Annotated in this window: 22 protein-coding genes and 1 riboswitch; of the genes, 8 read left to right on the plus strand and 14 right to left on the minus strand. The window is 54.2% G+C overall.

Annotation, left to right across the window (positions count from 1 at the left end; all coding sequences use genetic code 11):
* Positions 1-253: 253 nt before the first annotated feature.
* A riboswitch (SAM riboswitch) is annotated at positions 254-370 on the plus strand.
* 68 nt (positions 371-438) lie between these two features.
* The 3 genes from GXX34_07115 to GXX34_07125 are packed head-to-tail and all read left to right on the plus strand — an operon-like array spanning position 439 to position 2,980.
* Positions 439-1,446 (plus strand): methionine ABC transporter ATP-binding protein, encoded by a 1,008-nt coding sequence (locus GXX34_07115; GenBank protein HHW07285.1) that lies wholly within the window; start codon positions 439-441, stop codon positions 1,444-1,446.
* Positions 1,447-2,103, plus strand: a complete 657-nt coding sequence (locus GXX34_07120; GenBank protein ID HHW07286.1) for an ABC transporter permease — start codon at positions 1,447-1,449, stop codon at positions 2,101-2,103. It abuts the gene before it with no gap.
* 34 nt (positions 2,104-2,137) lie between these two features.
* Positions 2,138-2,980: an ABC transporter substrate-binding protein gene (locus GXX34_07125; GenBank protein ID HHW07287.1), complete on the plus strand. Its 843-nt coding sequence runs from the start codon at positions 2,138-2,140 to the stop codon at positions 2,978-2,980.
* A 36-nt stretch (positions 2,981-3,016) separates the two neighbouring features.
* Here the strand turns inward: GXX34_07125 and purH are convergent, their stop codons facing one another.
* Complete coding sequence (gene purH / locus GXX34_07130) at positions 3,017-4,531, minus strand: bifunctional phosphoribosylaminoimidazolecarboxamide formyltransferase/IMP cyclohydrolase (GenBank protein HHW07288.1); 1,515 nt, start codon at positions 4,529-4,531, stop codon at positions 3,017-3,019.
* Between the two features lie 95 nt (positions 4,532-4,626).
* Positions 4,627-5,226 (minus strand): sporulation membrane protein YtaF, encoded by a 600-nt coding sequence (locus tag GXX34_07135; protein HHW07289.1) that lies wholly within the window; start codon positions 5,224-5,226, stop codon positions 4,627-4,629.
* A gap of 145 nt (positions 5,227-5,371) precedes the next feature.
* On the opposite strand from GXX34_07135, the gene GXX34_07140 reads away from it, so the two are divergent.
* From GXX34_07140 to GXX34_07150, 3 genes are read left to right on the plus strand one after another with little or no spacing between them, the layout of a single operon-like run.
* A complete protein-coding gene (locus GXX34_07140) occupies positions 5,372-5,791 on the plus strand; it encodes a MerR family DNA-binding transcriptional regulator (protein ID HHW07290.1) in 420 nt (139 codons plus the stop codon).
* Between the two features lie 57 nt (positions 5,792-5,848).
* A complete protein-coding gene (locus tag GXX34_07145; GenBank protein HHW07291.1) occupies positions 5,849-7,084 on the plus strand; it encodes an acyl-CoA/acyl-ACP dehydrogenase in 1,236 nt (411 codons plus the stop codon).
* Positions 7,085-7,097: 13 nt separating this feature from the next.
* Positions 7,098-8,606: a long-chain fatty acid--CoA ligase gene (locus tag GXX34_07150; protein HHW07292.1), complete on the plus strand. Its 1,509-nt coding sequence runs from the start codon at positions 7,098-7,100 to the stop codon at positions 8,604-8,606.
* 36 nt (positions 8,607-8,642) lie between these two features.
* Here the strand turns inward: GXX34_07150 and GXX34_07155 are convergent, their stop codons facing one another.
* The 9 genes from GXX34_07155 to GXX34_07195 all read right to left on the minus strand — a co-directional run bounded on the left by GXX34_07155 (position 8,643) and on the right by GXX34_07195 (position 15,364).
* Entirely contained in the window at positions 8,643-9,116 is a 474-nt protein-coding gene (locus tag GXX34_07155; GenBank protein ID HHW07293.1) for a hypothetical protein, read from the minus strand.
* Positions 9,117-9,194: 78 nt separating this feature from the next.
* Positions 9,195-10,160, minus strand: coding sequence for a glutamine-hydrolyzing GMP synthase (gene guaA / locus GXX34_07160; protein HHW07294.1), 966 nt, complete (start codon positions 10,158-10,160; stop codon positions 9,195-9,197).
* A 15-nt stretch (positions 10,161-10,175) separates the two neighbouring features.
* Positions 10,176-10,712 carry a hypoxanthine phosphoribosyltransferase gene (gene hpt / locus GXX34_07165; GenBank protein HHW07295.1) on the minus strand — a complete coding sequence of 179 codons (537 nt, stop codon included), beginning with the start codon at positions 10,710-10,712 and terminating at the stop codon, positions 10,176-10,178.
* Positions 10,713-10,812: 100 nt separating this feature from the next.
* Positions 10,813-11,496, minus strand: a complete 684-nt coding sequence (locus GXX34_07170) for a hypothetical protein (GenBank protein ID HHW07296.1) — start codon at positions 11,494-11,496, stop codon at positions 10,813-10,815.
* Between the two features lie 70 nt (positions 11,497-11,566).
* On the minus strand, positions 11,567-12,568 hold the full coding sequence (locus GXX34_07175; GenBank protein HHW07297.1) for a hypothetical protein: 1,002 nt from the start codon (positions 12,566-12,568) through the stop codon (positions 11,567-11,569).
* Positions 12,569-12,631: 63 nt separating this feature from the next.
* The gene (locus tag GXX34_07180; protein ID HHW07298.1) at positions 12,632-13,183 is read right to left on the minus strand and encodes a 2-oxoacid:ferredoxin oxidoreductase subunit gamma; all 552 of its coding nucleotides are present in this window, start codon (positions 13,181-13,183) and stop codon (positions 12,632-12,634) included.
* Positions 13,184-13,202: 19 nt separating this feature from the next.
* Positions 13,203-14,009, minus strand: a complete 807-nt coding sequence (locus GXX34_07185; protein HHW07299.1) for a 2-oxoacid:ferredoxin oxidoreductase subunit beta — start codon at positions 14,007-14,009, stop codon at positions 13,203-13,205.
* A complete protein-coding gene (locus GXX34_07190; protein HHW07300.1) occupies positions 14,010-15,125 on the minus strand; it encodes a 2-oxoacid:acceptor oxidoreductase subunit alpha in 1,116 nt (371 codons plus the stop codon).
* Between the two features lie 17 nt (positions 15,126-15,142).
* Positions 15,143-15,364, minus strand: a complete 222-nt coding sequence (locus GXX34_07195) for a 4Fe-4S binding protein (GenBank protein ID HHW07301.1) — start codon at positions 15,362-15,364, stop codon at positions 15,143-15,145.
* A 501-nt stretch (positions 15,365-15,865) separates the two neighbouring features.
* On the opposite strand from GXX34_07195, the gene GXX34_07200 reads away from it, so the two are divergent.
* Positions 15,866-17,575: a methyl-accepting chemotaxis protein gene (locus GXX34_07200; protein HHW07302.1), complete on the plus strand. Its 1,710-nt coding sequence runs from the start codon at positions 15,866-15,868 to the stop codon at positions 17,573-17,575.
* Between the two features lie 58 nt (positions 17,576-17,633).
* Here GXX34_07200 and groL read toward each other — a convergent pair whose 3' ends face one another.
* Together groL and GXX34_07210 are read right to left on the minus strand one after the other, a co-directional pair.
* Entirely contained in the window at positions 17,634-19,253 is a 1,620-nt protein-coding gene (groL, locus tag GXX34_07205) for a chaperonin GroEL (GenBank protein HHW07303.1), read from the minus strand.
* Between the two features lie 20 nt (positions 19,254-19,273).
* Positions 19,274-19,561 carry a co-chaperone GroES gene (locus GXX34_07210; GenBank protein HHW07304.1) on the minus strand — a complete coding sequence of 96 codons (288 nt, stop codon included), beginning with the start codon at positions 19,559-19,561 and terminating at the stop codon, positions 19,274-19,276.
* A 355-nt stretch (positions 19,562-19,916) separates the two neighbouring features.
* Here GXX34_07210 and GXX34_07215 point away from each other — a divergent pair, with 355 nt between their 5' ends.
* Entirely contained in the window at positions 19,917-20,795 is an 879-nt protein-coding gene (locus tag GXX34_07215; GenBank protein HHW07305.1) for a patatin-like phospholipase family protein, read from the plus strand.
* Here GXX34_07215 and GXX34_07220 read toward each other — a convergent pair.
* The gene (locus GXX34_07220) at positions 20,785-21,717 is read right to left on the minus strand and encodes a 2Fe-2S iron-sulfur cluster binding domain-containing protein (GenBank protein HHW07306.1); all 933 of its coding nucleotides are present in this window, start codon (positions 21,715-21,717) and stop codon (positions 20,785-20,787) included. The genes GXX34_07215 and GXX34_07220 overlap by 11 nt on opposite strands.
* Positions 21,718-21,721: the final 4 nt, after the last annotated feature.

Here is a 21,721-nt window from a genome sequence, read left to right on the forward strand (position 1 = left end):
CTTCACTCCTTGGGTTTCTTTTTTGTGTCATTACTTGAAAGATTCTCCAATTTGGGGTGAAGTCCTTTTCTTTGTTATCCAGTACATTGATTTATAAGGACTAGCGTTTTTGCAAAAGGCTCATATAAGAATAATTCTCTACCGGTAGTCAATTTCCTGTAGTGTTTTACCGTACTAAAGGGAGGTGGCACAAAAAAATGTTGACCACCCGTATTGGATGTGCTATATTATGTTCAAAATCCATAAGGATTTACTCTTATCGAGAGTAGGTGGAGGGACTGGCCCAATGAAACCCGGCAACCACCCTTCATGAGGAAGGGAACGGTGCCAATTCCTGCGGATGTATGACAGTACATCTGACAGATGAGAGTAACAGCAATGCTTGTTTCTCTCTGTCGTTGTGCAGGGAGTTTTTTTGTGGGTAGGTGACGCATGCATATGATCAAAATCACTGATTTACGCAAAGTTTATTACACCGGCCATGGACAAGTTGTCGCTCTGGACGGCGTATCTCTCCACGTCAAGAAGGGGGAGATTTTCGGCATCATCGGTTTAAGCGGTGCCGGAAAGAGCACCCTCGTGCGATGCATTAACATGTTGGAGCGTCCTACCGGCGGTACAGTCGAAATAGACGGTGTAGACATGGGCGCTTTGCCTCCCAGCCGGTTAAGGGTGGCCCGGCGGGAGATAGGCATGATCTTCCAGCACTTCAACCTGCTCTGGTCCCGGACCGTTTATGGCAATGTGGCTTTTCCCCTGGAAATTGCCGGTTACCCGGAAGCGAAAATCAAAGATCGGGTGCTGGAACTCCTGGACTTAGTAGGTTTGTCAGATAAGGTTAATGCTTATCCCTCCCAGCTCAGCGGGGGGCAAAAGCAAAGAGTGGGTATTGCCAGGGCCCTGGCCAATAACCCCAAAGTGCTTCTCTGCGATGAAGCCACTTCGGCCCTGGATCCCCAGACCACCCAATCCATCCTCCAGCTGCTTAAAGACATTAACGAGAGATTCAATTTGACCATTGTTATTATCACCCATGAGATGAATGTCATCAAAGAGATCTGCGATACGGTAGCCGTCATTGAAAACGCCCGCATTGTGGAAACGGGCCCGGTAGTTGAGGTGTTCACCCGTCCCAGAACGGCCACCGCCCGTCGTTTTATTAATACGGTGATCAATATTGATGTGCCGGAAGCCGTGGTACTAAAGCAAAACAACGGTGGACGATTGGTCAGGATCACTTTCCTGGGCGAGGTGGCCGGCCAGCCGGTACTTTCCAACCTGGTGAGCGAGTATAACCTGAAAACCAATATCTTGTACGGCAACATCGACCACATCAAAGACCAGATCGTTGGTACTTTAACCGTACAACTCCTCGGTAACCCGGCGGATATCGAGAAGGGAATTGGTTACTTAAGAAGCTTGCACCTGGAAGTCGAGGTGATGTAGATGCCGTGGGAACAGATCATCCAACTGCTCGGCCGGGGTTTTTGGGAGACCCTCTACATGGTATCCGTGTCCACATTGGTTGCTTATATCTTCGGGATCCCCCTTGGGATTATTCTGGTGATCACCAGCCCGGGGCACATTACGGAAAACCGTTTCATTAACGCCGTTCTAGGTGTCATCGTGAATATTTTCCGTTCCATTCCTTTTATTATCCTGGCGGTTTTCCTCATTCCCTTTACGCGCTGGATCGTAGGTACTTTTATCGGCACCACGGCCATGATTATTCCCTTGTCCGTGGCGGCGATACCCTTTGTAGCCAGAATGGTGGAATCCTCATTAAAAGAGATACCCTGGGGGGTGATAGAGGCAGCCTTAGCGATGGGTGCCAGTCCTATGCAGATCATTCGCAAAGTGCTCATTCCCGAGTCCAAGCCTTCTTTGGTGTTAGGAGCTACCATCACAACCATCACTTTAATCGGGTACTCAGCCATGGCAGGTTTCGTAGGCGGGGGCGGTCTTGGGGATATTGCCTTGCGCTACGGTTTTTACCGGTATGAGACCGAGCTGATGTTCATCGTCATCATCGTTCTCATCCTGCTGGTTCAAGCGCTCCAGATGATTGGCGATTTGGTGGCGTCACGTCTGGACAAAAGATAAAGCCCAAAACCATAAATTAAGGGGAGGAGAAAAAATGAAAAACAAGAAAATTATTGCTTTAACCTTAATCATCGGCCTTGCTCTCTTTGCTGTCATCGGCTGCGGCGGCAACCAGGCCTCTTCCGGCGGCGGCCAAAGCAGCGACGTAGTCAAGCTGGTAGTAGGTGCTACCCCTGAACCCCATGCGGAAATCCTGACACAGGCCAAAGAATTGCTGAAAGCTAAGGGTATCGAACTGGAAATCAAGGAGTTCACCGACTACACGACTCCGAACATCGCCTTGTCCGATGGTTCGCTGGATGCTAATTTCTTCCAGCACGTACCCTATTTAGAGGAATTCTCCCAGCAAAACAACCTGGACTTAACCTGGACCACTGCCGTTCACTTCGAGCCCCTGGGCCTGTACTCCTATAAGATTAAAGACTTGTCCGAACTAAAAGACGGGGATCGCATCGCCGTGCCCAATGACACCACCAACGAAGCCCGGGCTCTCTGGCTCTTGCAGGACAACGGCATCATCACCCTCAAAGACGGGGTAGGATTAACGGCTACCGTAACTGACATCGTCGAATACAAGGTCAAGGTCGAAATCGTCGAGCTGGAAGCACCCCAATTGCCCCGGGCCCTGGAAGACGTAACGGCGGCCGTTATTAACGGCAACTACGCCATCGGCGCCGGCCTCAACCCCGCCAAGGACGCCCTGGTCATGGAAGATCCCAGTTCCATGGCTGCCGATACCTTTAAGAACGTGGTAGCGGTTCGCGTGGGCGACGAAAACAGGCCGGAAATCAAAGCCCTGGATGAAGTGCTGAATTCCCCTGAGATCAAGAAATTCATCGAAGACAAATACCAAGGGGCCGTAGTACCTGTATTCTAAGCAAAAACAGGTGGCAGCGCTAAGCTGCCACCTATTTTAATGCTTGAAATGCCGGCGGCCGGTAAAGGCCATGGCAATGCCGTGTTCTTGGCAAGCGGCAATGGATTCATGATCTTTGACGGAACCGCCCGGCTGGACGATGGCTTTGATGCCGCAGCGGGCCGCCAGGTCCACCGTATCGCGAAAGGGGAAAAAGGCGTCGGAAGCCAGCACGGCTCCCCTGGCTTGCTCCCCTGCTTGCTTCAAAGCGATTTCCGCGGCGCCAACCCGGTTCATCTGCCCGGCACCGATGCCTAAAGTCCGGCCGTCTTTGGCCACCACGATGGCATTGGACTTGACATGTTTAACCACCTGCCAGGCAAACCACAAGTCCGAAACAGCCTGCGGCTCGCCTGCCACCCACTGCCAGGCTTCAGGCGACACCGTTTCGTCATCCCTTTCCTGTACCAGGAAGCCGTTAAACACTTGTTTCACTTCCAGGTTCATGCCGCCGCCCATCCCCTCACAAACCACCAGGCGCAGTTTGGGTTTACTACGGAAAATTTCGACGGCTTCTTCGCTGAAGCCCGGGGCGATCACTCCTTCAAGGAAAATCCCTGTCATTTTCTCAGCTGTATCCTTGTCCACCGGGCGGTTGCAAGCCACCAGGCCGCCGAAAGCGGAAACCGGGTCTGCCGCCAGCGCTTTTTCATAAGCCGCCGCCAGGGTGTCGTCAATGGCTACCCCGCAGGGATTGGTATGTTTAATGATGGCCACCGCCGGCTGGGCGAACTCCTGCACCAAAGCCCAGGCGGCCTGTAAATCTACCAAATTATTAAAAGACAGCTCCAGCCCCTGCAGCTGCTTCACCCCGGCACCACCGCCTGCACCGTGCCGGTACCAGGCAGCCTTTTGATGGGGGTTTTCCCCATACCGGAGCTCTTGCACCAGTTCTCCCTCCAGCATAAACTCCCGCGGCAGGTCCCCGGGCTGGCTCCCATGCCGGGCAAAATAAGCGGCAATGGCGGCATCATAGAGAGCCGTATGCTGGAAGGCTTCCCGGGCCAGCTCCCGCCGCAGGGCCTCGGATACTGCCCCGTAGGATTTGAGCTGGGCCATGACCTCCCGGTACCTGTTGGGGTTCACGATAACCGTTACATACTGATGGTTCTTGGCAGCCGCCCTGATCAAGGTGGGACCGCCGATGTCAATGTTCTCCACGGCCTCCTCCCACCCGGCAGCGGGGTTTGCCACCGTTTCCCGGAACGGGTACAAGTTAACCACCACCAGGTCAATGGGGCTGATATGGTGTTCCGCGAGAACCTGCAAGTGAGCTTCCGTCCGGCGGGCCAGGATCCCTCCATGAATCTTGGGGTGCAGGGTTTTGACCCTTCCCTCCAGGATCTCCGGAAACCCGGTGACGGTACTGACCTCCGTTACCGGAATGCTGGCCCGGGACAAGAAAGCAGCCGTGCCGCCGGTGGAGATGATTTCAAAACCCAGTTGAATCAATTCCCTGGCAAAATCGACTATCCCCTCTTTGGCTGACACACTGATCAGCGCTCGCCGCATAGATGGCACCTCCTCTAGGATGGCCGTCCCGGCCCGGGGCCGGGACATACAGCCTCTGAGAAATGTTACCAGTTTATTGCTGAAGATGCAATAGTTTAGAATAATTGTTTTAACCCCATCAAAATCAACAGCAGCCCAGCCACCAGCGGGGCCCGGGTGCCCCAGGAAGTCTGATCCAAATAACCGGTCAACTGGTTGCCCGCCCAAAAGACCAGCCAGCTGATCAAAGCGGACAAGAACCCCATGAGAAGCCAGTTGATACCCAGAATGCCCGCACTGAACCCGCCGCCGATATTGTTCAAGGACAAAGCCGTGCCCAGCACCGTCGCTTCTTTGAAATCAATATGTTTAGAACGGTCCCGGTCCGCTTCCAGCGGGTTCGCCAGGATCTCCAGCATACCGGGTGACCGGCGGTGATGCTTTTCCCTCTTGGGCAAGTACGGTTCCAGCATCATCCATAGCCCGATTAACACCAGCAGTACCATGCTCACCAAGCGGGCCGACTTGCCCGGTAGCAAAGCAGCCAGCACCGTCCCCGAACGGGAGGCCAGGGCGGACACAGTAAACCCAATCAGGGCCATCCATAAATTAATACCGTGGGAGACCTTAATCCCCTGCACGGTATAAGCAATTCTCACCCCAATGGTATCCAGGTTGCTGGCCAGGGCAATGAACAAGGCATACAAGATTTCCATCCTGACAGCTCCTTTCCGCTTCCCTACCATGCCATTGTATTCGGCAGCAAACCTCCGGGTGCTGTCAAGACAGGTATCCCTTGACACGATTCCCCTCTTCTTTTTATAATGATATTAAGTTTACGTTAACGTAAAGGTGAGAGTTATGTCCCGAGGAGAAAAGAAAACATATACCATTTCCGAACTGGCCCACGAATTCGGCATCAGCACCCGCACCATTCGCTATTACGAAGAAGTCGGCTTGATTAATTCCCACCGGGAAAAAGATACTCTGCCCAGGACCTATACCAGCAGGGACAGGACCCGCTTAAAGCTGGCCTTGCGGGGTAAGCGCTTCGGGTTCTCCCTGGCGGAAATCAAGGAGATGCTGGACCTCTATGATGTGGATCCCACGGAAAAGGAACAGCTGCGCCGTGCCATTGAACTGGGCGATAAGCGTATTGCCGAAATAGATGAAATGATCCGGGAACTGGAGGAAACCAAACAAGAAATGCTGGAGTTCCGGCAAAAATTCCTGGAAATCTTGCGGGAAAAGGAGGAATGGGAAGCCAAGGATCAGAGCTGACAAAGTTGTCTATTCTTTTTTCCTATTTTCAGAATCTTCGCAAAAGGAGAGGTGGTCATGTTTAGTTTTCTGCTGACGGAAGAACAGCAAGCCCTGCAAAAAGAAGTGCATGATTTTGTCCAATCGGTGGACAAACAGTTAATCCTGGACATGGACGCGGACAAGGTACAGTACCCCAAGGAATTTCTCCAAGAAGCCGGGCGCCGGAACCTGCTGGGCCTTCGTTTCCCCAAGGAATACGGGGGCCGGGGTTTGGGTTGGACTTCAGAAGTGACGGCTTTGGAAGATATCGGCATGCTGGGATCCGCCCTGGCCTGCCTGTATTCCCTCCCTTCCATCGTAGGTGAAGCCATTTACAAGTTCGGCACTGAGGAGCAAAAACAAAAGTACCTGGCGGAAACCCTGGCCGGCAAGAAGTTTACCGCGGAAGGGCTCACGGAACCCCGGGGCGGTTCAGACTTTTTCGGCGCCACCACCACGGCACGCCGGGAAGGGGATTATTACATTCTCAACGGGCAAAAACGCTTCATCGTGGGAGCGGAAGGGGCCGACTACTTCTTTGTCTATGCCAAGACCAATCCGGAGGGATCTCCCAAGGACTCCCTCAGTGCCTTCATCGTGGACCGGGGCCCCGGGGTGGAAGTACACCACGTGTACGGCCTCATGGGCAGCCGGGGCGGCGGTACCGGCCGGCTCGTCTTCCGGGAGGCCAAGGTTCCCGCTTCCAACCTGGTGGGACAGGAAAACGGCGCCGGTGCCATCTTCTACCAAATGATGATACCGGAAAGGCTTACCAGCGCCGCCGGGGTGCTGGGCTTGGCCAAAGCAGCCCTGGACGTCGCCGTCAAGTACAGCACCAAGCGCAAAGCTTTCGGGCGCAAGATCAAAGATTTCCAAGCCGTCAGTTTCAAAATCGCCGAAAGCATTACCCAGTTGGATGCAGCCCGTGCTCTGGTCTATACCACAGCCCAAGCCATTGATAAGGGCGTACCGGCCGCCCTCCAGCGCAGGTTGGTGTCTCAAGCCAAGAAATTCGCCACCGAGACCGCCTGGCAGGTGGTAAACCATGCCATGCAAGTACTGGGCGGCATCGGTTATACCAACGTCTACCCCATTGAGCGCTACCTGAGAGATGCCCGCTTGCCGATGATCTGGACCGGTACCAATGAGATTATGAGCTTGATCATCCAGCACGAATACTTCAAAGAAGTGGCCGGTCCGGGAACCTTGAGCCGTGATGTGGAAATGGACGCTCCCGAGGCGGAAAACCTGGCGGAAAAAATCTATGAATAGGAGGCTTGAGACGATGAGGGAAACCATTGTGGCCGCTTTGGAACGGAATGCCATTAAATTCGGGGACCGGCCCGCTGTCACCTATCCGGCCGGCAGCATCACCCTAACCTGGGCGGAATTGTATCAAAAATCCGCTTCCCTGGCCCGGCACCTGCAGTCCCAGGGTATTCAGCCGGGCGATTCGGTGGCCCTGCTCATTCCCAACCGCCCATCCTTTGCCGTAGCTCTATTCGCCCTCTTCCAACTGGGAGCCAGGGTGGTGCCCATCAACGTGCGCCTGACACCCAATGAAATCAATTACATTCTCCAAGACAGCGATGCCGTCGCCCTCCTGTGCGATCCCGGCTTGCAGGAAACCGGCCGGCAGGCGGCACAGGGTTTAAACTTACGTCTTTTGGAAACCGTGGACCGGCTGGAAGAGGCGGCCGGTGCCGGGCCGGCTGCCCGGATGGAGCATGCCCTCAAGGCGGAGGACACGGCGGAAATCCTGTACACCTCCGGCACCACCGGCAAGCCGAAAGGCGTGGTCCTGTCCCACGGGGCGGTCCATGCCGTGGCTGCCATGTTCGCTTATGAAATGGAAATCCGGCCGGACAGCCGCATGCTAATTCTAATGCCCCTGACCCATTCGGCGCCCCTCAACCTGTGCTTGTTGGGTGCCACGTACGCCGGAGCGGTATCCGTACTGGGGGACTTCACGCCGCAAAACCTGGTTCAACTGGCCGCTCAAGAAAAAACCACCCATTTCTTCGGCGCACCGGTGGCTTTCTTGCTGGCGGCGCAGCTGCCTAATCTCACCGGTTTTGATTTGAGCAGCATGAAATACTGGATATACGGCGGAGCACCCATGTCCCGGGAAGCCGTCTTGAAAGTCAGGCAAATTCTACCGGGGCAGCTGGTCAGCGTCTACGGCTTAACGGAGGCAGGTCCCAACGGCGTAGCTTTATATCCCCATGAGCACGAACATAAAGCAGGCAGCATCGGCCGCTACGGCACCGTGAACAGCGTCTTAAGAGTGGTAGACGACCAGGGCCGGGACGTAGCCCCCGGGGAAGCCGGGGAAATCATCATCAAGTGCGCTTCCCTCATGGACGGTTATTACAAGAACCCTGAAGCCACCGCCGAAGCCTTGAAGGACGGCTGGCTTTATACCGGCGACGTGGCCAGGGTGGATGAAGACGGTTATTTGTGGATCCTGGACCGCAAGAAAGACATGATCATCAGCGGCGGGGTCAACATCTATCCCAAAGAAATTGAAGACGTGTTAACCATGCATCCCGGCATCGCCGATGCCGCCGTCATCGGCGTACCTCATCCCGAATGGGGCGAAACGGTGAAGGCAGTGCTGGTAGCCAAGGGTGCACCGCCCTCTCCGGAAGAGGTACAGGCATTCTGCGGCCAGTACCTAGCCAAATTCAAAATTCCCAAGATCATTGAATACGTGGAAATGATACCGCGCAATGCTTCCGGTAAGATTCTCAAACATATCCTCCGGGAGCAAGCCCGCCAAGCGGCCAATTAAAACTTAAGGCTACCCACTGATCCGGGTAGCCTCCCTTTATGCCAGCATGCCCAGTGCTTCCAGCCTGGTCCTCTGGTATTCAATTAACTTGGGGTCCGTCGCAGCCAATAATGCTACTGCCTTCTTGAGGCTCGGGTAAAACACCGGTTCGGCCAGGGCCGCTTCAATCATGATCGAAGCAAATTCCTCATACAGGGCGGGTTGGGCGGAAACGATTTGCGCGATGATTTCCGGGCCGCGCCAGTCCATGTTGCCGCTTTCGTCATTCATGGCCCAAATATGCCGTCGAATGGTTTCCCGGAAAAACTCCGGCTGCTGCCTCCCCCTGGCCCGGGCCAGGAAACCGAAGCACCTGACGGCTGCCTCGCCGGCGGTTTCCTCCGGGTGAAAGGTGGCCATAGTCAAGGACCGGCGCACCAGGTCAGGCGAGGCATCGAAGAGCTTTAGAATTTCATCGTACTCTTCCCGCTCCAGCAAAGCGAAAATCCTGCCTTTCTGCCCCCTGCGCAATGTTCCTCACCCCCGGCCTGGACATTCTTAACCGGCAACTCAGCCACCGGTCAACGGTAGGTAGGTTGTGATTATTCTCTACTCCCATTCGATAGTACCGGGCGGTTTGGGCGAAATATCATAAACGACCCGGTTCACCTGTTCCACTTCCCGGAGAATGCGGTTGGCAATCTTCTCCAGCACCTCCCAGGGCAGCTTGACAACATCGGCCGTCATGGCGTCCACGCTGTTCACTGCCCGCAGGATAATGGGATATGCGTAGGTCCGCCGGTTGTTTTTCATACCCACGCTCTTAATGGAGGGAAGCACGGCAAAGTACTGCCAGACCTCCCGGTCTAAACCCGCTTGCTTGATTTCTTCCCGGAAAATATAGTCAGCCTGCCGCAAAATATCCAGTTTTTCCTGGGTTATTTCACCGATGATGCGGACTCCCAGTCCCGGACCGGGGAAGGGCTGCCGCCAGACGATCTCCTCCGGCAAGCCTAGGGCCAGTCCCACCTGGCGGACCTCGTCTTTATACAGGTACTTTAACGGCTCCACCAGGGTAAAAGCCATATCCTCCGGCAGGCCGCCCACATTATGATGGCTTTTCACCGATACGACTCCGTCGCTGCCGCTTTCCACGATATCAGGGTAAATGGTTCCCTGGACCAAGAACCCAAAATTGCCCAATTTGCGAGCCTCATCTTCAAACACCCGGATGAATTCTTCCCCGATGATTTTCCTTTTTCTTTCCGGGTCCTCCACTCCCTGCAGTTTCTCCAAGAAGCGCCGGCGGGCATCAACGGTCACCAGGTTGATGCCAAAACCTTGCCGGAAGGTGTTCTCCACTTCTTCCGGTTCGCCCAAGCGCATCAGGCCATGGTTCACAAACATGCAGACCAGCTGGTCACCTATAGCTTTATGAACCAGCACTGCCGCTACGGCGGAATCGACCCCCCCGCTTAAAGCGCACAGGGCTTTTCCGTCACCAACGGTAGCGCGGATCTCAGCTACTTGTTCTTCAATATATGCATGTACATCAAGTTTCCTGTCTTTCCTCATCCCGTTCCTCCTTGATTACTGGTACATCTCAGGCTTTAAGATACACACGCTGGGCAGGTGGCGGTATTTTTCCGCATAGTCCAAGCCGTACCCGACCACAAAAGCATCAGGAATGACAAAACCGTTGTAATCCACTTGCACATCCACCTTGCGCCGCTCAGGCTTGTCCAACAGGGTGCAGACTTTAACACTCAATGGATGGCGCGCCTTGAGGTTTTCCACCAGGTATTTTAAGGTCAACCCGGTGTCCACAATATCCTCCACGATCAATACATGCTTGCCGGCAATGTTAGTCTCCAAGTCCTTTAAGATCATCACCGCACCGGATGACTGGGTAGCGTCGCCGTAGCTGGAAACCGCCATGAAATCCAGGGTAACCGGTATCGTGATGTGCCTTACCAGGTCGGCACAAAAAATGACCGCACCTTTCAAGATGCAGACGATTAATAGTTCCTGGCCTGCATAGTCTGCCGAGATCCTCCGGCCCAGCTCTTTCACTTTGGCTTCCAACTCTTCCCGGCTAATCAATATTGTCTCGATGTCGTTCAGCATGCCCACACACCCCTGTAAATAGTACCTGTGTTTTGCAAAATAGGTTAATAGACTTCGCTAATGAGGGGTGAAAAACCTGCCTGCCTTCAGTTTTTTTCATCTACTGAACCGGAGGGGTAAGCTCGATCTTGGCGTTATAGTCCCTTATTTCCACCACCATGTGCATGGTGTCACTGGGTTTCGCTTTCAAAACGGCGGAAACCTCACCCCTAACCAGTTCGCCGTTCCTTTTGACATAAAGAGTGTACTCAAAATCTCGCCAGTGCTTCTCCATAAAAGGGTGGTTGAGCTCCGGTTTTACCAATAGTATGTGTAGTTTTTGGCCGTCTATTTTCTTGGTGCCCCGGTAAGAAAACTCCAGCACTTCCGTAAAGTTAAAGCTGGCCAGGGGATTAATCTCCACCATAAACAATTCCTGGTCAAATACCTCGTTGCCGGAAATAGTCATCCATTTGCCCTGATCCCCTGACTTCAAGTAAGTGGTACCGTCGATATGATAAGCCTCGATCTCCGTACCCTCAATGGTGCCGCGCAAGAAAAAAGAATCCTGACCGGCCCTGGCTCCTTCCACATCGGAAATATATCGCTCATGCCCTTCGGCAAACAACCGTAAATCCACCGTATACCGGTAACTCTGCAATCCGGATAAACGTGCCAAAGTCCGCTGCAGCAAAGCCTCGGGCACTATTTTAATGTTCTTCTCCCAGTAAACATACCCACCGTAAGCAGCCAAGGCCCACAGCAACAAAAACAGCAAGGGCTTCCACCGGAGCTTGATGGTCATCCCTTTTCCCCCGTTTCCCCGATATCTAAAGCTATTTTACTGGGGGAAAAGCAGGAATATGACTCTCAGGTCACGGCCGGTACATGGCCAGTACATGTTCGGGCGGCATCGCAGCGGTAATGGAACCGCTGGCGGTACTCAGAATAAACCCCCCGCCCGGCTTGCCGACACGGACGGTCTCCGCCACTGCCTGCCTGATTTCTTCCACACTGCCGGTTTCCAAAAGGGCCGGATCCACGTTGCCCATGAGACAGAGCTGTTCCCCGTAATCGGCTTTGATTTGGGCCAGGTCCATCCCCGCCGCCGGCTCCAAGGAATGAACACCGGCAAAGCCCAACTCGGCTAAATGAGGCAAGATTAAACTGATGTTGCCGTCGCAATGTAAGAAAACCGGTCGTTGCCATTTTTGCAAGGCCTGCAGCAAGCGGCGATAAGCGGGCCAGAAAATGCTTGCCAGGGCTTTAGGTGAGCACAAGGGCCCTTGGGAGGAGGCCAGGTCATCCCCGATGATTAAGCCATGGGCGCCTCGCTTGAAGCACTCTTCCGCCAAACGACAGAGAAATTCGCCATAGCGTTCCACCAGGGTGCTGAGGAGCTGCGGCTTCGTCACCGTAGCCATGAGGAACTGGTTGAAATCCAAAAGACTGCCGGTACCTTGAAAAATCCCGTCCACCAAGGCGAAGACAAAGAAATCACTGTGTTGCACCCAGAGCTCGATTTCGTCAAAACCGAAAGCGTCTACCGGCGGGAAGGAGTAAAGTTCTCCTTGCTCCAGGGCGGCGATGGGTGGCTCCAGGGTAATCCAGTATCCCTGCTGCCGGGTGACTTTCCGGCCCCATCCATCCAGGTAGACACCCCCCGGCAGTTCCCTTGTCGCCGGGTGGGCGGGCATGACCGTCACCAAATCCATGGCCAGGATTTCCAAGACCTTTTTTTTCCGGGCAAATGCATCCAGTTCCGGTGCCGGGCACAGCCGGTCAATAAACTCAGGGGCAATGATTAATTCTCCCCTGGGTACAGGATCCACTTCCTGGTGATTGATGGCCTTGCGTACCCTTTCTATTCTGGTCACTGTTACTCCATCCTTTGCAGTTAAACTACAACACTAATGTAACATAATCCGGCGGACAATGCATTACTTACGGCCCCGGATCTCGCCGGCCATCTCCAAACCCAATCTGAAGGCTTTCAGGTTCAACTCTTCCGAACCGGCGGGAACCCTGTCCAGCAAGGCTGCTTCCAACAGCTGTGGGGAGAATACCCGGGTAAAAGCCATCAATGCGCCCAAAGCCACCATGTTAGCTACCAAAGCCTTCCCAATCCTCTCCGCTGCCGCTTTGGTCAGGGGCAGGGCTACTAAGTTGTCCTCTTGATCAGAGGGTTCCGTGACGAATTCTTGGTCGATCAATACCAGGGCATTGCTCCTTTTGGCTAACGGGGCATACTTGTCGTAGGCTTCCTGGGACATGGCCAGCAAGAGATCCGGCCTGACCACTTTAGGGTAATCAATCTCCCCGTCGCTGATGATAACTTCCGCCCGGGAAGCGCCGCCCCTGGCTTCCGGACCGTAAGTCTGGGTTTGGATCACATTCTTGCCCGCTTTAACCGCCCCTTCCGCTAGGATCAATCCGGCCAGTACCAGCCCCTGGCCGCCGCTGCCGCTTAACAAGAACTCCCACTGTTTCATGGCTCTCACCCCACCGGAATTATTCTTTTGCCGTCAATTTGGCGTACTCTGCCGCCAGTTCCGGTGCCTCGGCCTGGTGCAGGATCCCGGTGAGGAACTTCCCTTCCAGCTCCACGGGAGACATTTTGCCGGCCAGCCTTTGATTGACGGCATGCTCCTTTTGCCAGAGCAGCATTTTCCCGGGATCCGACGGTTTGTTTTGCTTGCCGTATACCACCGGACACTGGGTTATGGCTTCCACCAAACTAAATCCTTTATGCCGGATGGCTTTTTTGATCAAATCCGTCAGTTGGACCACATGGTAGGCGGTACCGCGGGCGACAAAAGTGGCACCGGCGCCTTGGGCCAAGGCAGCCAGGTCAAAACTGCGCTCTACCACACCGTAGGGAGCCGTGGTAGCCACTTTTCCCTGGGGGGTCAGGGGAGAAACCTGTCCCCCGGTCATACCGTAGATGCTGTTGTTAAAAATGACGGCGGTCAAGTCGATGTTCCGCCGGGCTGCATGAATCAAGTGGTTGCCCCCAATGGCCGCCGCGTCGCCGTCACCCATGAGCACCAAGACATGCAGGTGGGGCTTGGCCAGCTTAATACCGGTAGCGAAGGCCAAAGCCCGTCCGTGGGTCGTGTGGACCGTCTGGAAATCCAGGTAGCCGGAAGCACGGGATGAACAGCCGATCCCTGAAACCACCACCACCTCATTCTGGTCGAGATTTAATTCATGCACCGCCCTCACTAGCGCCCCGACCACAATCCCGTTGCCGCAGCCGGGACACCAGATGTGGGGCAACCGGTCCAGGCGGAAGTATTTCCTTAACTCTGGCTGCATTTATATTCCCCCTAACCCTGCCAGTATTTCCTCCGGGGCAAAGATTTCCCCGTTAACCTTGGTTAATCCCTCTACCCGGGCACTTCCCGCCAGTACCCGCTCCACCTCAAGCCTGAGCTGGCCGAGATTCAGCTCAGGCACCATCACCCGGCTCGCCTGCCGGGCCGCCCGGCGCAGCGCCTCCTCGGGAAAGGGCCACAAGGTTTGCAGGGTAAGCAAGCCGGCTTTCATCCCTTGCCGCCGGGCTTCCTTCACCGCCCGGTAGGCGGAGCGGCTGCTGATACCGTAACTGACCACCAGGATCTCGCAGTCATCCGTACAGAATCCCTTCGTTAAAGTGATCTCCTCCCTCGACTGATCAATTTTCCTGTGCAACCGCCGTAGGAGCCGGTCCACCACGGCCGGTTTCGTAGAAGGAAAGCCGGTCTCATCATGAAAGAGCCCGGTTACATGATAGCGGTACCCTGCCCCAAAAGGAGCCATGGGCGGGACCCCGTCCTCTTCCGGTAGATAGGGCTGGTATTCCTGCGGGGAGCAGGTGGGCCTTTTCCGTTCAACGATCTCTAGCCGGTCATCAGGAGGCAAGATTACCTTTTCCCGCATGTGCCCGGTAACTTCATCCATCAGCAAGATCACCGGCGTCCGGAATTTCTCACTGAAATTGACCGCTTGAATAGTGAGCCAATAAGCTTCCAGCACGGAACTGGGACAGAGCACGATGATGGGATGGTCCCCGTGGGTGCCCCACCTGGCCTGCATCACGTCGCCTTGCGCCGGGTGAGTGGGCAAACCGGTGCTGGGACCTGCCCGCTGCACATCGACGATGACGCAGGGGATTTCCGCCATGGCGCCGAAACCGATGCTTTCCTGCATCAAGGAAAAACCGGGCCCGCTGGTAGCCGTGATGGCTTTTACGCCGGCTAGGGAAGCTCCCAAAACGGCCGCCGCACCGGCGATTTCGTCTTCCATTTGAATGAACACGCCCCCATGGGCAGGCAGCAGCTTGGCCAGGGCCTCTGCGATTTCCGAAGAAGGGCTGATAGGATAGCCCGCATAAAACCGGACTCCCGCTTTCAGGGCTCCCAAAGCTACCGCTTCATTGCCCTGCAGCAACATGGCTGTACCACCTTGGTTCACTTAGCCTCCCCCCTCTCCACTTGGATGGCGAAATCGGGGCAGTGGAGCTCACAGTTGCGGCATTTAACACAGGCAATAGGATCATAAACGAAAGCCTTACCTTGCTTCAGTTTTAACACCCCTTGAGGGCACAGGAAAACGCAAATGCCACATCCCTTGCACCAGGCGGTATTGATCCGCACCGGGACTTCTTGTTGTTTCTCAGTTACCTGAACCATGACATCACTCCACATCAATGAGTTTGATTGCATGTTTCAAAACCGCCGCCAGCGAGTTGTTTCTTAAAGGTATTATACGATAATTAACTGAATATTCACAGAGTGATCAGGAAAATATTGCCTTGATACCAGGTTAGTGATGGCATATATCCGTTGTTTTTGTAGATTATTCCATTATACCAGGAGGAATCCCCGTTTTTATGTCGAAAATTAAAATTATTAGTAATTTTTTTGCATTGTTTTAATCCGGGTATGCAAGGCGCAGTATGCTCTGCCAGCAGGACGCCAAACCAAAGGTGCGGCGTGCTTTTTTTTGATTTGCCTTGATCTGCCGGGAGGCCCTCACTGGACCTGCGGCAAGAACTTTATTCAAATGAATATTTTCTCAACGTCTATACCGGTTAAAATACACCGGAAGGGGGTGATAGAACACCTTTGGAGACCCGTTCTCTCCGCTATTAATCTTTTATGTTTATTAAAGGTCATGGCAGGAGGATCAGCATGTTTAGGTTGACGAATTTAAGAATCTCCAAGCAGCTATTCTTAATCTCGGCTTTAGGTCTAGCCTGTTTAGCCGTGGTCGGGGTGTGGGGTATTGTTAGCTTGCGATTGATTAACGATCAAGCGAACATCATGTATACCCGCAACTTTACTAAGCTCCAGTTGGCCAATGAGGCCCTCAACACCTTGCAGGACATAGCCATCCTTGCGCCCCTTTACGCCACTACCCTGGACAGAGACTATTTCGACACCAACATGACCCAGCACCGGGCTACTTTTGAAGAGATCCTGGCCCGTTACGAAAACCTTATTGTCAACGATCAGGAAAAGGCCCTGTTTGAAGAGGCCAAACGGGCTTATACCGAATATATCAGGGAAGCCGTCACCATCGTATCAGCCACCACCACGGAAGATGCCACGGCTCTTGGCTATCAATTCCAGCCGAAAAGAATGAAAAGCGTGGAAGAATTCGAAAAACTGGTCGCGTACAACACCAGTCAAGCCCAGCAAAGGCAGCAATCCAACAGCGAGATTTATCTCCAAACACGCATCAAACTCATAGCGGTAGTCATCATTGGATTTGCCTTGACTTGCCTGGCTAACTTGTGGCAAGCCAGGCTCATGCGGCGACGGCTTGGTTTCTTGTCCCATGGGGCGGAGCAGGTAGCCTCAGGGGATTTGACCGGCAAAACCATCGAAGCCGGGGGTAGAGATGAAATATCCCAAGTAGCTGAAGCCTTTAATCAAATGTCCGCTAACCTGAAAACACTGATATCCCAAATCCAAAACGCTGCTGAAGAACTGGCCGGTGCCGTGGAGCAAATGAGCGCTTCCACGGAACAGACTTCCCACTCTATCACCCAAATGGCCACAGCTGCTCAAGAGCTGCTGACCGGAGCCCAAAGGCAAAAGCACGAGGTGCAGGAGACTAGCGCCGCCGTTCAGGAGTTCTCCGCCAGCATTGAGGAGATCAGTGCTACCATGCAGCAGTTGGCCTCCAGCGCGGAAGAAAACGCCGCCCAAGCGGAACAGGGTCGCACCGTGATGGAACAGGCAGCTTTAGAAATGGACCGTATCATTCACGCTACAAAGGAGATTGCCCAAATCATTGAAGAGTTAGGCAATAGATCCGAGGCTATAGGCAAAATCGTGGATCTCATTGGCGGCATTGCCGACCAGACCAACTTGCTGGCTTTGAATGCCGCGATTGAAGCGGCCCGGGCCGGTGAACAGGGTAAGGGATTTGCCGTGGTGGCTGAAGAAGTAAGAAAACTGGCAGAACAGTCCCAAACCGCTGCCCGGGAAATCAGCCAGCTGATCCGGCAAATACAGGCTGACACCCACCGGGCGGTAACCGCCATGAACAATAACATGTCCATCGTCACGACGGGCAGCGAGGTGATTATCTCCGGAGCCCGGATTTTCCAAGAAATAGGAGAGGTTGTGGAAGAAGCCGCCCAGCAACTCCAGCAAGTAGCCGGCAGCATTGAGGAGCTATCCAAAGGAGCCGAAGCAATCTGGCGTGCCACTCATATTATCGGTGAGGTGGCGACTCAAGTGGAAGATGCCGCCGGTGAAATGTCTGCCACCACTCAAGAACAAGCCGCCGCCATCCAAGAAATTGCGGCCTCTGCCGCATCCCTCACCGGCTTGGGAGAGCAGCTACAAAAATTAACCGGCCAATTCCGCCTCGCCCCTGAGTATAAATAAAAAAACAGTTTCCGGCAAAGCAGAGCTTTCCGGAAACTGTTTTTTGTCCTCTGGCCCACTACATGCCCATGCCACCGGGAGGCATACCGGGTACCGGGTCAGGCTCCTCTTCGGGAATGTCAGCCACCAGGGCCTCCGTGGTGAGCACCATGGCTGCAATGCTGGCGGCATTTTGCAAAGCGGACCTGGTGACTTTAGCCGGGTCCACGATACCGGCGGCAATCATGTCCGTATACTGTTCGCTTATGACATCGTAGCCAATCCCCTTAGGTGATGCCTTCACCTTTTCGGCCACGATGGACCCTTCCGCACCGGCATTCACGGCAATCTGGCGCACCGGTTCTTCCAGGGCCCGCTTGACAATTTCCACCCCGGTTTTTTCATCACCGCTGCACTCAATCTTATCCAGTGCCTCGGCGATGTCAATCAGAGCGGTACCGCCGCCGGCCACAATTCCTTCCTCCACCGCAGCTCTGGTAGCTGCCAGGGCATCTTCAATGCGCAGCTTCTTCTCTTTCATTTCCGTTTCAGTGGCAGCTCCGACTTGGATTACCGCCACGCCACCGGCCAGTTTGGCCAGCCTTTCCTGCAGTTTTTCCCGGTCAAATTCGGAAGTGGACTGTTCGTATTCGTGCTTAATCTGGGCTACCCGTTTTTCGATCTCAGCCGGGCTGCCTTTACCGTCCACAATCACGGTTTCATCTTTGCTTACCCGGACCTGGCGGGCTTGACCCAGCATATCCAAAGTGGTGTTTTCCAGCTTCAAGCCTACATCCTCGGAAATGACCCGGCCGCCGGTGAGAATCGCAATATCCTGCAGCATTGCTTTCCGGCGGTCTCCGTAACCAGGGGCTTTCACCGCGGCACAGGTAAAGGTACCGCGAATCTTGTTCACCACCAGGGTGGCCAGGGCCTCTCCTTCCAGATCCTCGGCAATAATCAATAAGGGCTTACCGGTTTGGACAACCTTTTCGAGGACCGGCAGCAGATCATGGATGGAGGAGACTTTCTTTTCCGTAATCAAAATCCATGGCTCGTTCAGCACGGCCTCCATCTTGTCCATATCAGTGACCATGTAGGGAGATATGTAACCCCGGTCAAACTGCATGCCCTCCACCACTTCCATGGTAGTGCCAATACCTTGGGATTCTTCGACGGTGATCACCCCGTCCTTGCCCACGGTTTCCATGGCGTCGGCGATCAGCCTGCCGATTTCCGCATCATTGGCGGAAATAGAAGCTACTTGGGCGATGGCTTCTTTGCTCTCCACCGGCCTGCTGATTTTCTTCAGCTCCTCCGTCGCCGCGGCCACGGCTTTTTCGATACCTTTTTTCAACAGCATGGGGTTGGCTCCTGCCGCCACATTCCGCAAGCCTTCCCGGATCATCGCCTGGGCCAGCACGGTAGCGGTGGTGGTTCCGTCCCCGGCCACGTCATTGGTCTTAGTGGCCACTTCCTTCACCAACTGGGCACCCATGTTTTCCAATGGGTCCTTAAACTCGATTTCCCGGGCAATGGAAACCCCGTCATTGGTAATGGTCGGGGAACCGAACTTCTTCTCCAAAACCACATTGCGCCCTTTAGGTCCAAGAGTGACCTTAACTGCATCCGCTAGGGCATTAACACCTCTTTCCAAGGCATGACGGGCTTCCGTATCAAACACTACTTGTTTGGCCAATGATTATCCCTCCACTAGACTTATTTCACCACAGCCAGGATATCTCTTTCGCTCATGATCAAATACTCTTCGCCGTCTATTTTTACTTCAGTACCGGCGTACCTAGCAAAAATGACCGTATCGCCCACCGCAACTTCTACCGGGATCTTTTCCCCGTTCTCGGATACCCGGCCGTTCCCCACGGCCTTCACGATACCCTTCTGCGGCTTTTCCTTGGCGGTATCAGGTAAAACGATCCCACCTTTGGTCTTTTCTTCTGCTTCCACCACTTGGATGACCACCCGGTCGCCCAGAGGTTGAATGTTCATACTACTACCTCCTCTGACCTTTAGTTATGCTGTTAGCACTCATTGATACTGAGTGCTAATATACACTTATTATGATAGGTACAGTTTATCCATATGGCAAATGGCTGTCTCCGCCATAATGTACAAATATTACTCATTTCCTCTGTATTTCTCTCAATTACTTCATTTTTCTATTTCATCCGTCCGGTTCAGCAAAAATATTTCACATCAGGCTGCACTTCAAGCAGGGGTGAAGAAGTAAAATGCCGCACTTAACTTTATTTCCATTTCCGCCCATCAATATACCTGCTGCTGGTAATAACAGTAACATACACCGGTTCCGGCACATAGGATGAACGAAAGAGAGGTGGTCCCGTTGCCATACGGTCTTGCCCTTAGCGGCGGCTCCTTAAGGGGAGCAGCCCATATCGGCGTTTTGGAAGTGCTGCACGAGGAAAAAGCAGTGCCGGGCAGCCTGGCCGGCACCAGCGCCGGCAGCATTGTCGGCAGCCTGTATGCTGCCGGCATGACACCGAAGGAGATCGGCGCCATCTTCCGGGAACTGTATCAAACAGCCTACCGGCCCCAGGAACACATCATTCAACCCCTTGCGATCCATCCCTTAAAGACCAAGCACATCGCCCGGCTGCCCTTACCCAAAGGACTGCTCAACGCCGATTTTATTGAGATATTCCTGCAGCAGTACATAGGCAGGGCAACTTTTGAAAACCTGGTGAAGCCCTTAGCCATCACCGCCGCTGACCTTCAAACCGGCGAACTGGTGGTTTTCACTGCCGAACAGCTCATCCCGCCCAAACCCTGGCCGAAGCGGACGGTTTTTGTTCCCCGGGTGCCGGTAGCCGAGGCTGCCCGGGCCAGTTCCTCCATTCCTGGCATTTTTACCCCCAAAACCATCGGTACCAGGACCCTGGTCGACGGGGGACTGGTGGACAATGTCCCCGCCGACATCTTGCATTTCCTAGGGGCCGAAACCATCATCGCCGTGGACCTGGGCTTTGGGGTTCATGAAGAAGAGCCTTTAACCAACCTCCTGGAGATCCTGCTGCAAACTCACGATATTTCCGGCCAGCGCATCGCGGACCTGGTGACGGAAAAATACGCCCACCTGGTGCTGCGGCCCCAGACGGGCAGTGCCGGTTTGCTGGACTTTCATAAAATACCTGCCTTCATCGAAAAAGGCCGCCAAGCAGCACGAGCTAACTTAGCGGCCATCAAAAGGATGGTCAATCCTTAAGGCTTTCTATTCTGTTCACAATGGCGCGAATGCGCAGCGCTTCTTCCCAGTCCACGGGGACGAATTCCCCGTTTTTCTTCATGAGGGGCTTCCGCACCGGATGAGAGCTGTACACCAATTCCAGTCCTAAACGACCCTTCAGGCACAGGGGACGTCCCGCCCCGCCGGTCCTGGCTTGAACACCGATGATCTCGCTGCCTTTCTTGACCAAATCGAATTTGCAGCCGAAATCACAGAAAGTGCAGGTAACTTCGTGCTTGGTGACTTCCCAGGCCCGGGCTTTGCCGGCCAGCTCCTTGGGCATTAAAGCCCCCACCGGGCAAACCGAGACACAGTTGTGGCAGTAGACGCAATCGGACTCCGCCAGGCTTACATCGAAAGCCGGCGTAACTTTAGTGTTAAAGCCGCGCCCGGCGAAATCCAGGATATGCATTCCCTTGATTTCACTGCAAGCCCTAATACACCTACCGCACAGGATGCATTTGTTATTATCCCGGATGATATACGGGTTGGAGTCGTCGATCTCGTAGTCGTGCCTTTCCCCGTCAAAACCGGACCCGGCCACTTCGTACTCATAGGCATAATCCTGCAAGCGGCAGTCGCCGCACTTATCACAGGTCAGGCAGTCGAGGGGATGGTTGGCCAGGATAAGCTCCAGGATCATTTTCCGGGCCTCGATGACTTCCGGCGCATGGGTCTCCACCACCATGTTCGGGGCGACCTGAGTGACACAAGCTGCCACCAGGTTTCTGGCCCCTTCTACCTTGACTACGCATAAGCGGCATGCACCAAAATCCGATAAAGCCGGGTGATGGCACAAGGTGGGGATCTCGATGCCTGCTTGCCGGGCTGCTTCCAGAAGGGTCGTGCCCGACTCTACTTCCATGGGCCGCCCGTTTAAGGTAAATTTGATTTTGGCCATCGGT

The sequence above is a fragment of the Clostridia bacterium genome (assembly GCA_012840125.1).
In the GTDB taxonomy this organism is placed as follows: domain Bacteria; phylum Bacillota; class DULZ01; order DULZ01; family DULZ01; genus DULZ01.

What these genes read in the sequence shown, in the direction of transcription:
- GXX34_07115 (HHW07285.1), top strand. Translation starts at nt 439, where the DNA reads ATGATCAAAATCACTGATTTACGCAAAGTTTATTACACCGGCCATGGA.
- GXX34_07120 (HHW07286.1), top strand. Translation starts at nt 1,447, where the DNA reads ATGCCGTGGGAACAGATCATCCAACTGCTCGGCCGGGGTTTTTGGGAG.
- GXX34_07125 (HHW07287.1), top strand. Translation starts at nt 2,138, where the DNA reads ATGAAAAACAAGAAAATTATTGCTTTAACCTTAATCATCGGCCTTGCT.
- purH (HHW07288.1), bottom strand. Translation starts at nt 4,531, where the DNA reads ATGCGGCGAGCGCTGATCAGTGTGTCAGCCAAAGAGGGGATAGTCGAT.
- GXX34_07135 (HHW07289.1), bottom strand. Translation starts at nt 5,226, where the DNA reads ATGGAAATCTTGTATGCCTTGTTCATTGCCCTGGCCAGCAACCTGGAT.
- GXX34_07140 (HHW07290.1), top strand. Translation starts at nt 5,372, where the DNA reads ATGTCCCGAGGAGAAAAGAAAACATATACCATTTCCGAACTGGCCCAC.
- GXX34_07145 (HHW07291.1), top strand. Translation starts at nt 5,849, where the DNA reads ATGTTTAGTTTTCTGCTGACGGAAGAACAGCAAGCCCTGCAAAAAGAA.
- GXX34_07150 (HHW07292.1), top strand. Translation starts at nt 7,098, where the DNA reads ATGAGGGAAACCATTGTGGCCGCTTTGGAACGGAATGCCATTAAATTC.
- guaA (HHW07294.1), bottom strand. Translation starts at nt 10,160, where the DNA reads ATGAGGAAAGACAGGAAACTTGATGTACATGCATATATTGAAGAACAA.
- hpt (HHW07295.1), bottom strand. Translation starts at nt 10,712, where the DNA reads ATGCTGAACGACATCGAGACAATATTGATTAGCCGGGAAGAGTTGGAA.
- GXX34_07170 (HHW07296.1), bottom strand. Translation starts at nt 11,496, where the DNA reads ATGACCATCAAGCTCCGGTGGAAGCCCTTGCTGTTTTTGTTGCTGTGG.
- GXX34_07180 (HHW07298.1), bottom strand. Translation starts at nt 13,183, where the DNA reads ATGAAACAGTGGGAGTTCTTGTTAAGCGGCAGCGGCGGCCAGGGGCTG.
- GXX34_07185 (HHW07299.1), bottom strand. Translation starts at nt 14,009, where the DNA reads ATGCAGCCAGAGTTAAGGAAATACTTCCGCCTGGACCGGTTGCCCCAC.
- GXX34_07190 (HHW07300.1), bottom strand. Translation starts at nt 15,125, where the DNA reads ATGTTGCTGCAGGGCAATGAAGCGGTAGCTTTGGGAGCCCTGAAAGCG.
- GXX34_07195 (HHW07301.1), bottom strand. Translation starts at nt 15,364, where the DNA reads ATGGTTCAGGTAACTGAGAAACAACAAGAAGTCCCGGTGCGGATCAAT.
- GXX34_07200 (HHW07302.1), top strand. Translation starts at nt 15,866, where the DNA reads ATGTTTAGGTTGACGAATTTAAGAATCTCCAAGCAGCTATTCTTAATC.
- GXX34_07210 (HHW07304.1), bottom strand. Translation starts at nt 19,561, where the DNA reads ATGAACATTCAACCTCTGGGCGACCGGGTGGTCATCCAAGTGGTGGAA.
- GXX34_07220 (HHW07306.1), bottom strand. Translation starts at nt 21,717, where the DNA reads ATGGCCAAAATCAAATTTACCTTAAACGGGCGGCCCATGGAAGTAGAG.